Genomic DNA, 15,826 nt, shown 5'->3' with positions numbered 1-15,826 from the left:
TATAACGCCAAAAAGTAAGCGATGACAAACACGTAAAGTGTAAGCAGTCACGGCATCACATTCTGTTAAACGTAAGTTTAGCCGATATACACAAACTCAACCTGACTTTATCGTTATCGATAGCACAGTGAACAAGACGCCATAACGTTACCGCTATGGCGTCTGCTTGTGCTTTGTAGTTATTACAGTTTCGCGCTTACCCAGCTTTCAACGCTGGCCAAAGCTTGCGGAAGTGCCGCCGCATCCGTACCACCGGCTTGCGCCATGTCCGGACGACCGCCACCCTTGCCGCCCACCTGCTGAGCGACCATACCAATCAGTTCCCCTGCTTTTACGCGGTCGGTCACATCCTTAGAGACGCCCGCAATCAGAGAAACCTTACCTTCTGCCACTGTCGCCAGCACGATAACGGTAGAACCAAGCTGGTTCTTGAGATCGTCGACCATAGTACGCAGCATCTTAGGCTCAACGCCCGCCAGATCGCTGACCAGCAGTTTGACGCCCTTAATGTCTACAGCCTTGCTGGAGAGGTTTGCACTCTCCTGCGCCGCAGCCTGCTCTTTCAGCTGCTGCAGCTCTTTTTCCAGCTGACGCGTGCGATCCAGCGCAACGCGCACTTTCTCGCCCAGGTTCTGGCTATCGCCTTTCAGCAGCTGCGCGATGTCGTGCAGCTGATCGCTCTGCGCATGCAGGCTGGCAATCGCACCTTCACCGGTCACCGCTTCAATACGACGCACACCTGCCGCCGTACCTGACTCGGAAACAATGCGGAACAGGCCAATGTCACCGGTGCGCGATGCGTGCGTACCGCCGCACAGCTCGGTAGAGAAGTCGCCCATGCTCAGCACGCGAACGCGGTCGTCATATTTCTCACCAAACAGCGCCATCGCACCTTTTTTCTTTGCATCCTCGAGCTCCATGATGTGGGTCTCGATTGGCAGGTTACGACGGATCTGCGCGTTCACCAGATCTTCCACCGCGCGGATTTCAGACGGTTTCATCGCTTCAAAATGCGAGAAGTCGAAACGCAGCACTTTGTCGTTAACCAGAGAACCTTTCTGTGCAACGTGGGTACCGAGTACGTCGCGCAGGGCTGCGTGCATCAGGTGGGTTGCAGAGTGGTTCAGACGAATGCGCGCGCGGCGAGCTTCATCCACGTTAGCCTGTACGCCCTCGCCCACTTTCAGAGAACCGGAAACCAGTTTGCCCTGGTGACCAATCGCCTGACCGTATTTCTGGGTGTCGCTGACGCTGAAGCTAAAGCCGTTGCCTTTCAGCTCGCCTTTATCGCCAACCTGACCGCCGGATTCCGCATAGAACGGCGTTTTGTCCAGAATGACAACCGCATCCTGACCCGCGCTAATGCTGTCCACGGCTTTACCGTCAACAAACAGAGCGGTCACTTTGCCGGTCAGTTCCAGCGCGTCATAACCTTTGAATTCTGACGCGCTATCAACGCGGATCATCGCGTTGTAGTCTGCACCGAAACCGCTGGATTCACGCGCGCGACGACGCTGCTCTTCCATCGCGGCTTCGAAGCCCGCTTCGTCAACTTTGATGTTGCGCTCACGGCAAACGTCCGCCGTCAGGTCAACCGGGAAGCCGTAGGTGTCGTACAGTCGGAAAGCGGTTTCGCCATCCAGCGTGTCGCCCTTAAGTTTCGCCAGCTCTTCGTCCAGCAGCGCCAGACCGCGCTCCAGTGTACGCGCAAACTGCTCTTCTTCGGTTTTCAGAACCTGCTCTACCTGCGCCTGCTGGCGTTTCAGCTCATCACCGGCAGCACCCATCACGCCAATCAATGGCCCAACGAGTTTATAGAAGAAGGTGTCCTTCGCGCCCAGCATGTTGCCGTGACGGATGGCACGACGAATGATACGACGCAGCACGTAGCCACGGTTTTCATTCGACGGGATAACGCCGTCGGCAATCAGGAACGCACAGGAACGAATGTGGTCCGCGATAACGCGAAGAGATTTATTGCTGAGGTCGGTCGCACCGGTCACTTCCGCGACGGACTTGATCAGCGTGCTGAACAGATCGATGTCATAGTTGGAGTTAACGTGCTGCAGAACCGCGGCAATACGCTCCAGGCCCATACCGGTATCAACGGAAGGCTTCGGCAGCGGCTCCATCGTACCGTCGGCCTGACGGTTGAACTGCATGAAGACGATGTTCCAGATCTCAATATAGCGATCGCCGTCTTCTTCCGGGCTGCCTGGAGGGCCACCCCAGATGTGGTCGCCGTGATCGTAGAAGATCTCGGTGCACGGACCGCAAGGACCGGTATCACCCATCTGCCAGAAGTTGTCAGACGCGTATGGCGCGCCTTTGTTATCACCGATGCGAATAATACGCTCGCGCGGGATCCCGACTTCTTTTTCCCAGATTTCGTAGGCTTCGTCATCGGTTTCATAGACGGTAACCCACAGACGCTCTTTCGGCAGGTTGAACCAGTTTTCACCGGTCAGCAGTTCCCACGCATATTGAATAGCATCGTGTTTGAAGTAGTCGCCGAAGCTGAAGTTACCCAGCATTTCGAAGAACGTATGGTGACGCGCGGTGTAACCGACGTTTTCCAGGTCGTTGTGTTTACCGCCCGCACGCACGCAACGCTGTGAGGTTGTGGCGCGGGAATAATTACGCTTATCGAGACCAAGGAACACATCCTTGAACTGGTTCATCCCGGCGTTGGTAAACAGCAGAGTCGGATCGTTGTTCGGTACCAGGGAGCTGCTGGCAACAACCTGGTGTCCCTTACTATGGAAAAAATCGAGAAACGCCTGACGGATCTCAGCGGTGCTCTTGCTCATAATTATCCTGAAATCAAGCTAACGAAATGTCGTAGCCAGCCTGTATCGGTAAACCGTTGGACAGACCAGCTACTGGAAAAAGTGGGAATAAGATAAGTTTTCTTTAGTGGGAAGTAAAATCCCGCATGCGTTCAATCGGCAAAATTACGCCAGATATCCTGAATATCTTCCATGAGAAAGCCGCGGTAGAGCAAAAAGCGCTGGATTTTGACTTTTTCTGAAAATTCACGCGGCAGCGGTTCGCCGTATTTACGTATCGCCTGTTCTCTGGCCAGCTCGCACCAGTCAATATCGCATTCGCGCATCGCTTTTTCGATGGATTCCCGGGCCACCCCTTTCTGATTCAGCTCCTGCCGGATGCGTGCGGGCCCATATCTTTTGCGGCCGCGGCTGGCGAGAAATCGTGAGGCAAAACGCTCGTCATCGAGATAACGATGCTCATAGCACCAGGCAATCACGCGATCATAATCTTCCGCCGTGGCATCAATCTCTTCCGGCCCGTTTTTACTCATCACCGGAGCCGACAGTTTTCGCCGCAGCTCCTGTTCACTGTGGTCACGAACGGCCAGGATGCGCACCGCGCGGTCCAGTAAGCGTGCATACGCGGGTCGACGTGTTGTCGGTTCACTCATAAAAAACCTGCTGATTCAGAAATGCAAAAAGGGCCGCATCAGCAGCCCTTCATCGTTAAACGAGAGAATTAAAAGTCTTCGTTAGTTTCTTCAGCATCCGCGGCATCCACCACGAAATCAGGTTTGGAGTCCTGGTTGTTCAGCAGAAGCTCACGTACCTTCTTCTCAATCTCTTTCGCCGCAGCCGGGTTCTCTTTCAGCCAGGAGATCGCGTTCGCTTTACCCTGACCAATCTTGTCACCGTTGTAGCTGTACCAGGCGCCCGCTTTTTCAATCAGCTTCTCTTTCACGCCCAGATCAACCAGCTCGCCGAGGAAGTTGATCCCTTCGCCGTAGAGGATCTGGAACTCAGCCTGTTTGAACGGTGCGGCGATTTTGTTCTTCACTACCTTCACGCGGGTCTCGCTACCCACCACGTTCTCGCCCTCTTTCACCGCGCCGATACGGCGGATATCCAGACGGACAGAGGCGTAGAATTTCAGTGCGTTACCACCGGTAGTGGTTTCCGGGTTACCGAACATCACACCAATTTTCATACGGATCTGGTTGATGAAGATCAGCAGCGTGTTGGACTGCTTCAGGTTACCCGCCAGCTTACGCATCGCCTGGCTCATCATACGTGCCGCGAGGCCCATGTGAGAGTCACCGATTTCACCTTCGATTTCGGCTTTTGGCGTCAGTGCGGCAACGGAGTCGACCACGATAACGTCAACGGCACCAGAACGCGCCAGCGCGTCACAAATTTCCAGCGCCTGCTCACCGGTGTCCGGCTGAGAACACAGCAGGTTGTCGATATCCACGCCCAGCTTGCGAGCATAAACAGGGTCCAGCGCGTGCTCGGCATCGATAAACGCACAGGTTTTACCTTCGCGCTGTGCCGCGGCAATCACCTGCAGCGTCAGGGTGGTTTTACCGGAGGACTCTGGCCCGTAGATTTCTACGATACGGCCCATAGGCAGACCGCCAGCGCCCAGCGCGATATCCAGAGAAAGCGAACCGGTGGAGATGGTTTCCACATCCATGGAACGGTCTTCACCCAGGCGCATGATGGAGCCTTTACCGAATTGCTTTTCGATCTGGCCCAGTGCTGCCGCCAACGCTTTCTGTTTGTTTTCGTCGATAGCCATTATTACTCCTGTCATGCCGGGAGAAGCGACTGTGCTTCACCGTGGATTTCTGTTCTGTTGGTGCAATTATACTGTATGGTCATACAGTATCAAGTATTTTGTAGAAATTGTTGCCAGAGCGTTTTTAACGCATAAACGGTTGCCTGACGACGCACGCTTTCGCGATCGCCGCTGAAGCACTCCCGGCGGGTGATCCCTTCCCCTTTGGAGGTGGCGAACCCAAACCAGACGGTGCCGACAGGCTTCACGTCGCTGCCGCCGTCCGGGCCCGCAATGCCGCTAATGGAAATCGCGTAATCTGCGCGCGCCTCTTTGAGCGCACCGATGGCCATCTCGATCACCACCGGTTCGCTGACCGCGCCATGCTGTTCAAGCGTGGATTCACGCACGCCAATCATCTGTGCTTTAGCTTCGTTACTGTAGGTCACAAAACCGCGTTCAAACCAGGCGGAACTGCCGGCAATATCGGTAATCGCTTTCGCCACCCAGCCGCCGGTACAGGATTCCGCAGTGGTGATTGTCGCGCCACGCTGCTTCAGCGCAAGGCCAACGATCTCGCTAAGCTGCATCAATTCATGGTCAGTCATTCTCGCTCCAGGCATCAGAAAAACGTGCTGCACAAGATAGCACTTTCTCGTCAGATGTGGGGATGCACTTCAGGTTTTACGAGGGGGCTTCAGAAAAAAGCCGGTACGGACGCACCGGCGGTGGAAAGGTTATTTCATGCTGTCAGCGAGGGTGTTCACATTGTGGCGAAACGCCTTAACGTAGGTGTCTGCCACCCCACCTTTTACCGACAGCGCTTCGGGGTAAAGCTCGCCCCCGGGCTGCGCGCCCGTCGCCGATGCAATCTGTTTAACCAGACGCGGATCGAGCTGATTTTCCATAAACCAGGTTTTCACGCCGTCGGCTTTAATCTGATTGATAATCTCAGCGACCTGCGCCGCGCTGGCTTCGCTCTCAGACGACAACCCCTGTGGCGCCATGAACGTCACGCCGTAGGCGCGGCTGAAATAGCCGAACGCGTCATGGCTGGTCAGCACTTTACGCTTCGCCGACGGGATCTGGCTAAAGCGCGTTTTGGCCCAGTTATCCAGCTGGTTAAGCTGGGCGATATACGGTTTACCGGAGGCTTCCAGCGCGGCTTTGTCATCCGGATCGGCTTTCACCAGCCCGTTCAGGATATTTTGCGCATAGCGCGCCCCGTTCGCCGCGCTGTTCCACGCGTGCGGATCGGTGACGGTTTTGCCGTCCTCTTCCAGGGTGTGGGTTTTCACCCCGGATGAAGCCACCACCAGCTGCCCCTTAAATCCGGAGGCTTTTACCAGACGGTCAAGCCAGCCTTCCAGCCCCAGGCCGTTCACCACCACCACATCAGCCTTGCTCAGGGCCGCGCTGTCTTTCGGCGACGGTTCGAAGGTATGCGGATCGCCGTCCGGCCCGACCAGCGTCGTCACGTTCACATGGTCACCGCCTACCTCCTGCGTGATATCCCCCAGTATCGAAAAGCTGGTCACCACATTCAGCGTTTTCGCCATCACGCCGTGCGACATCATCCCCAGCGCGAGCGCCACTACAATTCCTGTACGTTTCATCGTTTCCCCTTGCGTTAAAAAAGCGCGCGCAGGCTGCCAGCGAGCCTGCTTCGCGTACCCAGTAAAATGGAAATAAAGAACAGCGCGCTGGCGGTGAGCACGATGGATGGCCCGGCCGGTAGACTCATCGCCCAGGAGAGGCTCAACCCCAGCCATGCGCAGAAAATACCGCTGATACCCGCCATCAGGAGTAAGGCAGGTAACGTGCGCACCCAGCAGCGTGCCGCCACGGCCGGAAGCATCATCAGCCCGACGGCCATCAGCGTGCCGAGCACCTGAAAACCGGCCACCAGGTTAAGCACCAGCAGCGCCAGAAACAGTCCGTGCAGCAGGCCAGGCAGCCAGCGGGCGTTCACCTGGAGCCAGGCGGTATCAAACGCTTCTGTAACCAGCCCGCGATAAAACAGCGCCAGCGTAATAAGGGTGAACATACAAACGCCCGTGACAAACAGCGCGGCGTCGTTGTCCACGGCGAGGATGGAGCCAAACAGCAGATGCAGCAGATCGACATTCGACCCGCGCAGCGACACCAGCGTGACCCCCAGCGCCAGCGAGCCAAGATAAAACCCGGCAAAGCTCGCATCTTCTTTCAGCGGCGTGCGTCGACTGACCAGTCCGGCCAGCAGCGCCACGGTAATTCCCGCGATAAAACCGCCAATACTCATCGCCAGCAGCGACATGCCGCTAAGCAAATACCCCACGGCGACACCCGGCAAAATGGCGTGAGAAAGGGCGTCGCCCATCAGGCTCATCCGACGCAGCTGAAGAAACACGCCGAGCGCGGTAGTGCTGACGGAAAGCGCCAGGCAAACCACCAGCGCGCGACGCATAAAGCCGTACTCAATAAACGGCTGAAAAAAGAGATGCCAGATCATGCCACCCTCACCCGCTCGGTTTTCCACTGGGGAACGTCAGCGTCCAGCCGCAGCGTCTGCGGGAAATGGCGCGACACGCGCTCGCTGTCGTGCAATACCGCGAGCAGCGTTTGCCCCTGCATATACATCTCCAGCATCAAATCCATCAGCACGCTGCAGGTAGCTTCATCGACCCCGGTAAAGGGTTCATCCAGCATCACCAGCGGCGCCTGCTGCACCAGGACGCGGGCAAAGAGCATGCGCTGAAACTGACCGCCGGAGAGTTCATCAATGGTGGATAACGCCATGGACTCAAGCCCAACGCGCTCAAGCGCGCTGGCAATGCGCAGCCGCGTTTCGCGACGAAACCCGGAAAAAAACGAAATGCCCGGCCAGCAGCCCATGCTTACCACGTCCTGTACGGTCAGCGGAAACTGCGCCTCCAGCGCGTGACGCTGTGCCAGCCAGCCGATTACCGGGCGCTTACCCTGCCAGCGGAAGCCGCCGCTGACGGGAGGAATAAACCCCGCCAGCGTTTTCAGCAGCGTGGATTTCCCGCAGCCGTTAGCGCCGATAATGGCGGTCATGCTTCCTCGTTCAATGGTGCCCGAGAGGGGCCGCGTAACGGGCTGGCGTTCATAACCCGCGACCAGTTCATTCATCACGATCATGGCAGTGCCACCGCCCAGCGCACGGCCAGCCCGATAAAGACAACCAGCACCAGCGCCAGCAAAAGCCGAACCAGAGCAGAGAGAGAAAAAAGGGACGTTGACATGTCGATACCGCTTTAAATGTTATAACATAACAATAATGAAAGGCGGTTAATATGTAAATGGCGGGTTTGAAAAGGGAGTGTGGCGAAATGTTTCTGCAAAGCTGCCCTCTCCCGTGGGAGAGGGCATCAGGCCGCACCGTGCGCGCAGCCATGCCGGGTGGCGGCGTTGCCTTACCCGGCCTACCAGCCGGAGCGGCTTACTGACTAAACGGTGACGCCGCCGGAACGCGCGCCTGAGACACCGCCAGCCCCAGCTGCCACACCGCCATCGCATAGTGGGTACTGTGGTTATAGCGGGTAATGGCGTAGAAGTTCGGCATGCCGTACCAGTACTGATAACCGGTTCCCACATCCAGACGCAGCAGACTCACCTGATCGACATTGCCCAGCGGCTGGGTTGGCGTTAAGCCTGCCGCCGTCAGCTGTGCGACGCTGTATTTGGTTTTGAAGCCGTTTTCCAGACCAAACGCCTCGCCGTTGGCCTGCACCGCCACCTGCCCACCCGGCGTCCAGCCGTGCGCTTTGAAGTAGTTCGCCACGCTGCCGATGGCATCCACCGGATCCCACAGGTTGATGTGACCATCTCCGTTAAAGTCGACCGCGTACTGCTTATAGGAGGACGGCATAAACTGGCCGTAGCCCATCGCGCCGGCAAACGACCCTTTCAGATCGAGCGGATCGTCCTGCTCGCTGCGCGCCATCAGCAGGAAGGTCTCCAGCTCGGAAGAGAAATACTCCGCGCGGCGCGGGTAGTTAAAGGAGAGCGTCGCCAGCGCGTCGAGGATGCGGGTTTTACCCATCACGCGGCCCCAGCGGGTTTCCACGCCAATAATCCCGACGATGATTTCCGGCGGTACGCCGTACACCTGCCACGCTCGGTTGAGCGCATCTTCATACTGATTCCAGAACACCACGCCGTTTTGCACGTTGTCGGGGGTAATAAACTGTTTGCGGTAGCGCAGCCACGCGCCGTTCGGCCCGCTCGGCACCTGGGCCGTCGGCGCCTGACGGTCCATCAGGCGCAGCACGTAGTCCAGACGTTTTGCCTGAGACAAAATTTCGTGCAGCTGCTGTCTGTCAAAGCCGTGTTTGCTCACCATTTTATCGATGAACTGCTCGGCCGCCGGGTTATTCGCGAAGTCGCCGCCCATCTGCATCATATTGTGCTGCGGCTCCAGCAGGAATCCTCCGGAAGGCGCGCCCGCCGTTTGCTGAACGGCTTCGGTCTTAGGTTTGCTACTACAGGCAGACAGCAGAATAAGCGCAGGCAACAGCGCTGCATAACGACGCTTGAACATGAGACATCCATTTAACGGGTTCGATAAGAACCCAGTATGGTAAAGCATCCGCAACACCTCAAGGAAGCGGTACGCACCTCCCCCACGCAAATCCGCGCTTTTTTCCACCGAAAATCATTCAACTCATCAATAAACTTTCAAAATAATCCATTTTTCTTTCATTGTGAGATCTAACTAACACTTTAAAACCTTTCAAAGTGATTATTATTAGCCCAGTCAGACAAAAACAAAAAAGCCCCACAGGAGAGAAGAATGATAGAAACCATCACCCACGGCGCCGAGTGGTTCATCGGGCTGTTTCAGAAAGGCGGAGAAGTGTTCACCGGCATGGTGACCGGGATCCTGCCCCTGCTGATCAGCCTGCTGGTGATCATGAACGCGCTGATCAACTTTATCGGCCAGCAGCGCATTGAACGCTTCGCCCAGCGCTGTGCCGGGAATCCGCTGTCCCGCTACCTGGTACTGCCGTTCATCGGTACCTTCGTGTTCTGTAACCCGATGACCTTAAGCCTCGGTCGCTTCATGCCGGAAAAGTACAAGCCGAGCTACTACGCCGCCGCCTCCTACAGCTGCCATTCCATGAACGGCCTGTTCCCGCACATCAACCCCGGCGAACTGTTTGTCTATCTCGGGATCGCCAGCGGCCTCACCACCCTTGGCCTGCCGCTCGGCCCACTGGCGGTGAGCTATCTGCTGGTCGGCCTGGTCACCAACTTCTTCCGCGGCTGGGTGACCGACCTCACCACCGCCATTTTTGAGAAAAAAATGGGCATCCAGCTTGAACAAAAAGTCCATCTTTCAGGAGCCACAGCATGAACCGGATCCGCATTGAGAAAGGCACGGGCGGCTGGGGCGGCCCGCTGGAGTTCGACGCCACCGAAGGCAAAAAGATCGTCTACATCACCGCAGGGACGCGCCCGGCGATCGTCGACAGGCTGCGCGAGCTGACCGGCTGGGAAGCGGTCGACGGCTTCAAGGAAGGCGAGCCGCCGGAAGCGGAAATCGGCGTGGCGGTGATCGACTGCGGCGGCACGCTGCGCTGCGGCATCTATCCGAAGCGCCGCATTCCGACGGTGAATATTCACTCCACTGGAAAATCCGGCCCGCTGGCGCAGTACATCCTTGAGGACATTTACGTCTCAGGCGTGAAGGAGGAGAACATCACGCTGGTGAATGGGACTGCCGCGCCGCAAAAAGCGGCCCCGCGCGAGTACGACACCAGCAAGAAAATCACCGAGCAGAGCGACGGCCTGCTGGCAAAGGTCGGGATGGGCATGGGTTCCGCCGTGGCGGTGCTGTTCCAGTCCGGACGCGACACCATCGACACGGTGCTGAAAACTATCCTGCCGTTTATGGCGTTCGTCTCGGCGCTGATCGGCATCATCATGGCGTCCGGCCTGGGGGACTGGATTGCCCACGGCCTCGCCCCGCTCGCCAGCCACCCGCTCGGGCTGGTCACGCTGGCGCTGATCTGCTCCTTCCCGCTGCTGTCGCCGTTCCTCGGCCCGGGCGCGGTGATTGCCCAGGTCATCGGCGTGCTGATTGGCGTGCAGATTGGTCTGGGGAACATTCCCCCGCACCTCGCCCTGCCCGCCCTGTTTGCCATTAACGCCCAGGCGGCGTGCGATTTCATCCCCGTTGGGCTGTCGCTGGCCGAAGCGCGCCAGGACACCGTGCGCGTGGGCGTGCCGTCCGTGCTGGTGAGCCGCTTCCTGACGGGCGCGCCGACGGTGCTGATTGCCTGGTTTGTCTCCGGCTTTATTTATCAATAAGAGGTTCCTGCGATGACCGTGATTTACCAGACCACCATTACCCGCATCGGCCAGAGCGCAGCAGACGCGCTGAGCGACCAGATGCTGATCACCTTCCGCGAAGGCGCCCCGGCGGATATCGAAGAGTTTTGTTTTATCCACTGCCACGGCGAGCTGAAGGGCGAGCTGAAGGCAGGAAGCCAGCTGGAGCTGGGCGAGGCGCGCTATGCCGTCACCGCCGTCGGCGACGTGGCCGAGCAAAACCTGCGCGAGCTGGGCCATATCACCCTGCGTTTCGACGGCCAGCCGCAGGCCGAGTATCCCGGTACGGTTCACGTAGCGGGCCCGGTTCCGCAGGCTGTCACCCCAGGCTGCACGTTAAAATTTGTTGCGTAATTAAGGAGAAACACATGAGTCAGGTTGCCGTTGTCATTGGTGGGGGACAAACCTTAGGCGAGTTCCTCTGCCGTGGGCTTGCCGCAGAGGGTTACCGCGTGGCGGTAGTGGACATTCAGAGTGAAAAAGCCGCCCGCGTGGCGGACACCCTCAACACCGAGTTTGGTGAAGGGATGGCGTACGGGTTTGGTGCCGACGCCACCAGCGAGCAGAGCGTGATGGCACTGGCCCGCGGCGTGGACGAGATTTTTGGACGTACCGACCTGCTGGTCTACAGCGCGGGGATTGCGAAAGCGGCCTTTATCAGCGATTTCGAACTGGGGGATTTTGACCGTTCGCTGCAGGTGAATCTGGTGGGCTATTTCCTCTGCGCCCGCGAGTTTTCCCGCCTGATGATCCGCGACGGCATTCAGGGGCGCATCATTCAGATCAACTCCAAATCAGGGAAAGTGGGCAGCAAGCATAACTCCGGCTACAGCGCGGCGAAGTTTGGCGGCGTGGGGCTGACGCAGTCTCTGGCGCTGGATCTGGCCGAGTACGGCATTACTGTTCACTCGCTGATGCTGGGCAACCTGCTGAAATCGCCGATGTTCCAGTCCCTGTTGCCGCAGTACGCCACCAAGCTTGGCATCAAGGCTGAGGAAGTGGAGCAGTACTACATCGATAAAGTGCCGCTGAAGCGCGGGTGCGATTATCAGGACGTGCTGAACATGCTGCTGTTCTACGCCAGCCCGAAAGCCTCGTACTGCACCGGGCAGTCGATTAACGTCACCGGTGGGCAGGTCATGTTCTGAGTTCACTCCCCGGTGGCGCTGCGCTTACCGGGGCTACAAAACCCCCGTAGGCCGGGTAAGGCGCAGGCGCCACCCGGCAATTAAGGAGTGAAATATGGTAACCGCACTCATCACCGTCGCCGCACTCGCCTGGCTGTGCCAGATGGCGTTTGGCGGCTGGCAGATCCACCAGTTTAACCGCGCGTTTGATGCCCTGTGCCAGAAAGGTCGCGTCGGGGTCGGTCGTTCCGGCGGACGCTTCAAACCGCGCGTGGTCGTCGCCGTTGCGCTGGATGAGCACGACCAGGTGTGCGATTCCCTGATCATGCGCGGCATGACCGTCTTCGCCCGTCCGGTGAAAATCCAGGCAATCAACGGCATTTCGCTGCAGGAATTACGGCCGGATGTGATCTTTCCCCATGATCCACTCTGTCAGAATGCACTATCATTAGCGCTTAATCTGAAACATGGATAATTTCGTTGTGAAAGCTATAGACTTGCGAAATTATCATTTCGCAACCTAAGGAACGAAGCGCCTATGAAACCTCGTCAGCGGCAGGCGGCCATTCTCGAACATCTGCAAAAGCAGGGAAAATGTTCGGTAGAGGATTTGGCTCACTACTTTGACACCACCGGCACGACAATACGCAAGGACCTGGTATTGCTCGAAAACTCTGGCGCCGTCATTCGAACCTACGGCGGCGTGGTGCTCAATAAAGACGAAGCCGACCCGCCTATCGATCACAAAACGCTGATCAATACCCACCAGAAAGCGCTGATTGCCGAAGCCGCCGTAAAATTTATCCACGATGGCGATTCCATCATTCTGGATGCAGGCAGTACCGTCCTGCAGATGATCCCTCTGCTCAGCCGCTTTAACAACATCACGGTGATGACCAACAGCCTGCACATCGTCAACGCCCTGTCGGAGTTCGACAGCGAGCAGACCATCCTGATGCCCGGCGGCACCTTCCGCAAAAAATCGGCGTCGTTTCACGGCCAGCTGGCGGAGAATGCCTTCGAGCACTTCAGCTTTGATAAACTGTTTATGGGCACCGACGGCATCGACCTGAACGCGGGCGTGACGACCTTCAACGAGGTATTCAGCGTCAGTAAAGCGATGTGCAACGCCGCGCGGGAAGTCATTTTGATGGCAGACTCGTCGAAGTTTGGCCGCAAAAGCCCCAACATTGTCTGTAGCCTTGAAAGCGTTGATAAGCTGATTACCGACGCGGGTATCGACCCGGCGTTCAAGAAAGCGCTGAAAGAGAAAGGTATCGACGTGATCGTAACCGGAGAAAGAGATGAGTGATTTTCTGTTAGAAACGGGCCGCCAGACGCTGATGCTGGAACTGCAGGAAGCCAGCCGCCTGCCGGAACGTCTGGGCGAGGATTTTGTCCGCGCCGCCAACACCATTATCCACTGCGAAGGTAAAGTGATCGTGGCGGGCATCGGTAAATCCGGCCATATCGGCAAAAAGATTGCCGCGACGCTCGCCAGCACCGGCACCCCGGCGTTCTTCGTGCATCCTGCTGAGGCGCTGCACGGCGATCTGGGGATGATTGAAAGCCGCGACGTGATGCTGTTTATCTCCTACTCCGGTTCGGCCAAAGAGCTGGACCTGATTATTCCGCGCCTGCAGGAAAAATCGGTCGCCCTGCTGGCGATGACCGGCAAATCCCGCTCGCCGCTGGCGCTGGCCGCCAAAGCGACGCTGGATATTTCCGTTGAACGTGAAGCCTGTCCGATGCACCTCGCTCCGACCTCCAGCACCGTTAACACCCTGATGATGGGCGACGCGCTGGCAATGGCGGTGATGCAGGCGCGCGGCTTTAACGAAGAAGATTTCGCCCGTTCGCATCCGGCGGGTGCGCTCGGCGCACGCCTGCTGAATAAAGTGCACCATCTTATGCGCACCGACGATGCCATTCCGCAGGTCAAACTCGATACCAGCGTCATGGACGCGATGCTGGAGCTGAGCCGCACCGGTCTGGGGCTGGTTGCGGTGTGCGATGACAACGGGAGCGTCAAGGGCGTGTTCACCGACGGCGACCTGCGCCGCTGGCTGGTGGGCGGCGGCAGGCTGGAAACCAACGTGTCGGACGCCATGACCAAAGGCGGGCTGACGCTGAACGCCGAAAGCCGCGCCATTGAAGCCAAAGAGGTGCTGATGAAGCGCAAAATCACCGCCGCACCGGTTGTGGATGATGCCGGCAGGCTGTGCGGCGCTATCAACCTGCAGGACTTCTATCAGGCCGGCATTATCTAACCCTTCAGTCCCAGACGCTTCGCCAGCCTGTGCAGGTTGGCGACGTCCATCTCCAGCGCCCGCGCGCACGCCGCCCAGCTGCGGTTATTCTGCTCCAGCGCGCGGGTAATCCTCTGACGCTGAAACGCCTCCGTGGCTTCACGCAGATTTTCATTCGCTATCTCTGGCGCAGCCTGCGCAACAGCCGGTGCGCTTTCATCCTGCAGCGCAAAATGCCGCGCGTGGATCACCACCTCGTCACCCGAACGCGTCGCCCGCGCCAGCACCACCGCGCGGTGGATCGCATGCTCCAGCTCGCGCACGTTGCCCGGCCAGCCGTAGCTCAGCAGATGCGATCTCGCCCCCGGGCTCAGCACCACGCGGGAAAGCCCCATTCTGAGGCGGCACTGCTCGCAGAAAAAGCCCGCCAGCAGCACCACGTCGTCCCCGCGATCGCGCAGCGGCGGCACGGTAAGCGGGAACACGCTCAGGCGATGGAACAGGTCGGCGCGGAACTCCCCGGCCAGCACCGCTTCACGAAGGTCGCGGTTGGTCGCCGCCAGCACGCGAACGTCCACTCTGTGACTGCGGTCATCCCCCACGCGCTGGATGTCGCCGTACTGCAGCACGCGCAGCAGCTTGGCCTGCAGCGACAGAGAAAGCTCGCCGATTTCATCCAGAAACAGCGTGCCGTTATCGGCCATTTCGAACTTGCCGCTGCGGTTGCTGATGGCCCCGGTAAACGCCCCCTTAACGTGACCAAACAGCTCGCTTTCCGCCACGCTTTCCGGCAGCGCGGCGCAGTTGAGGTACACCAGCGGGTTCACCGCGCGCGGCGAGGCTTCGTGAATGGACTTCGCAACCAGCTCCTTACCGGTGCCGGTTTCCCCGAAGATCAGCACGTTCAGGTCTGAGGCGGCAACAATCTCAATCTCTTTTTTGAGCTGCGCCATGCCCGGCGAAAGGCCGATCATCTCCGTGTGCGTTACCTGCTCAAACGCCGCCGGGCTGCCGGGAAGAATGTTCTGGCTCTCCAGCTGTTCAATCAGCAGGGCATTGTTCAGCGCCCCGGCGGCCAGGGCGGCAATCAGGCGCAGCTCTTCGTCGCTAAAGGTGTCGAACTGGTCCGGCGACAGGCCGTCGAGGGTCAGGGCGCCAATCAGGTTTTGTCCGGCAAACAGCGGCAGGCCGATACAGGCGTGCACCTTCAGGCTCTCCTGTCCGGGAATCAGCCCGTCGTACGGGTCGGGCAAGTCGCTGTCCGCCGGGAAACGCACCACGTCACCCGCGCGGGCGATAGTTTCCAGACGCGGGTGGCCCTCAAGGGTAAAACGCCGCCCGAGCACGTCCTTCGCCAGCCCGTCGATAGCCAGCGGAATAAACTGCCGCCCTTCGTAGCGCAGCAGCGCGGACGCATCGCACTCAAGCACGTGGCGCAGCGTGGAGATCAGGCGCTGAAAGCGGTCCTGATGGCTGATACCGGTCTGCAGCTCAATGGCGATCTTCGCCAGCACGTCTACGGAAAAGCTCATATTGACCTCGCTGTCATTTTGACAATGCATGTTG

The 15,826-nt window shown here is 58.3% G+C and carries 16 protein-coding genes; 7 read left to right on the top strand and 9 right to left on the bottom strand.

Annotated features, from left to right (window positions below; all coding sequences use genetic code 11):
* Positions 1–182 precede the first annotated feature (182 nt).
* The 8 genes from alaS to mltB all read right to left on the bottom strand — a co-directional run bounded on the left by alaS (position 183) and on the right by mltB (position 9,091).
* Positions 183–2,810 carry an alanine--tRNA ligase gene (gene alaS / locus NQ230_RS05370; protein ID WP_121424497.1) on the bottom strand — a complete coding sequence of 876 codons (2,628 nt, stop codon included), beginning with the start codon at positions 2,808–2,810 and terminating at the stop codon, positions 183–185.
* Positions 2,811–2,941: 131 nt separating this feature from the next.
* Positions 2,942–3,442 carry a recombination regulator RecX gene (gene recX / locus NQ230_RS05365; RefSeq protein ID WP_257260330.1) on the bottom strand — a complete coding sequence of 167 codons (501 nt, stop codon included), beginning with the start codon at positions 3,440–3,442 and terminating at the stop codon, positions 2,942–2,944.
* A 68-nt stretch (positions 3,443–3,510) separates the two neighbouring features.
* Positions 3,511–4,569, bottom strand: a complete 1,059-nt coding sequence (recA, locus tag NQ230_RS05360; RefSeq protein ID WP_023308943.1) for a recombinase RecA — start codon at positions 4,567–4,569, stop codon at positions 3,511–3,513.
* Between the two features lie 89 nt (positions 4,570–4,658).
* Complete coding sequence (gene pncC, locus NQ230_RS05355; protein WP_023308944.1) at positions 4,659–5,156, bottom strand: nicotinamide-nucleotide amidase; 498 nt, start codon at positions 5,154–5,156, stop codon at positions 4,659–4,661.
* A gap of 129 nt (positions 5,157–5,285) precedes the next feature.
* The gene (locus NQ230_RS05350; RefSeq protein WP_257260329.1) at positions 5,286–6,164 is read right to left on the bottom strand and encodes a metal ABC transporter substrate-binding protein; all 879 of its coding nucleotides are present in this window, start codon (positions 6,162–6,164) and stop codon (positions 5,286–5,288) included.
* Positions 6,165–6,178: 14 nt separating this feature from the next.
* Positions 6,179–7,039 carry a metal ABC transporter permease gene (locus NQ230_RS05345; RefSeq protein ID WP_032660373.1) on the bottom strand — a complete coding sequence of 287 codons (861 nt, stop codon included), beginning with the start codon at positions 7,037–7,039 and terminating at the stop codon, positions 6,179–6,181.
* Complete coding sequence (locus NQ230_RS05340) at positions 7,036–7,689, bottom strand: metal ABC transporter ATP-binding protein (RefSeq protein ID WP_257260327.1); 654 nt, start codon at positions 7,687–7,689, stop codon at positions 7,036–7,038. The genes NQ230_RS05345 and NQ230_RS05340 overlap by 4 nt, the downstream gene beginning before the upstream one ends.
* Before the next feature lie 301 nt (positions 7,690–7,990).
* On the bottom strand, positions 7,991–9,091 hold the full coding sequence (gene mltB, locus NQ230_RS05335; protein ID WP_201283073.1) for a lytic murein transglycosylase B: 1,101 nt from the start codon (positions 9,089–9,091) through the stop codon (positions 7,991–7,993).
* A 252-nt stretch (positions 9,092–9,343) separates the two neighbouring features.
* Here mltB and srlA point away from each other — a divergent pair, with 252 nt between their 5' ends.
* From srlA to gutQ, 7 genes are all read left to right on the top strand, one after another.
* Positions 9,344–9,907 carry a PTS glucitol/sorbitol transporter subunit IIC gene (gene srlA, locus NQ230_RS05330; RefSeq protein WP_023333189.1) on the top strand — a complete coding sequence of 188 codons (564 nt, stop codon included), beginning with the start codon at positions 9,344–9,346 and terminating at the stop codon, positions 9,905–9,907.
* Positions 9,904–10,863, top strand: coding sequence for a PTS glucitol/sorbitol transporter subunit IIB (srlE, locus tag NQ230_RS05325; RefSeq protein WP_257260324.1), 960 nt, complete (start codon positions 9,904–9,906; stop codon positions 10,861–10,863). Before srlA ends, srlE begins: the two co-directional genes overlap by 4 nt.
* Before the next feature lie 12 nt (positions 10,864–10,875).
* Complete coding sequence (gene srlB, locus NQ230_RS05320) at positions 10,876–11,238, top strand: PTS glucitol/sorbitol transporter subunit IIA (protein WP_023308951.1); 363 nt, start codon at positions 10,876–10,878, stop codon at positions 11,236–11,238.
* A gap of 14 nt (positions 11,239–11,252) precedes the next feature.
* A complete protein-coding gene (gene srlD, locus NQ230_RS05315; protein ID WP_063144187.1) occupies positions 11,253–12,032 on the top strand; it encodes a sorbitol-6-phosphate dehydrogenase in 780 nt (259 codons plus the stop codon).
* A 94-nt stretch (positions 12,033–12,126) separates the two neighbouring features.
* Entirely contained in the window at positions 12,127–12,486 is a 360-nt protein-coding gene (gutM, locus tag NQ230_RS05310; protein WP_032660364.1) for a transcriptional regulator GutM, read from the top strand.
* Between the two features lie 63 nt (positions 12,487–12,549).
* On the top strand, positions 12,550–13,323 hold the full coding sequence (gene srlR / locus NQ230_RS05305; RefSeq protein WP_257260322.1) for a glucitol operon DNA-binding transcriptional repressor SrlR: 774 nt from the start codon (positions 12,550–12,552) through the stop codon (positions 13,321–13,323).
* A complete protein-coding gene (gene gutQ / locus NQ230_RS05300) occupies positions 13,316–14,281 on the top strand; it encodes an arabinose-5-phosphate isomerase GutQ (RefSeq protein WP_029742068.1) in 966 nt (321 codons plus the stop codon). The genes srlR and gutQ overlap by 8 nt, the downstream gene beginning before the upstream one ends.
* On the opposite strand, the gene norR is transcribed toward gutQ, so the two are convergent.
* Positions 14,278–15,792: a nitric oxide reductase transcriptional regulator NorR gene (norR, locus tag NQ230_RS05295; RefSeq protein WP_257260319.1), complete on the bottom strand. Its 1,515-nt coding sequence runs from the start codon at positions 15,790–15,792 to the stop codon at positions 14,278–14,280. The genes gutQ and norR overlap by 4 nt on opposite strands.
* Positions 15,793–15,826 lie beyond the last annotated feature (34 nt).

This window comes from Enterobacter asburiae, from assembly GCF_024599655.1.
GTDB lineage: Bacteria > Pseudomonadota > Gammaproteobacteria > Enterobacterales > Enterobacteriaceae > Enterobacter > Enterobacter asburiae_D.
The sequence above is the reverse complement of the archived record's forward strand: the minus strand, read 5'-3'. Positions and strand labels throughout refer to the sequence as shown.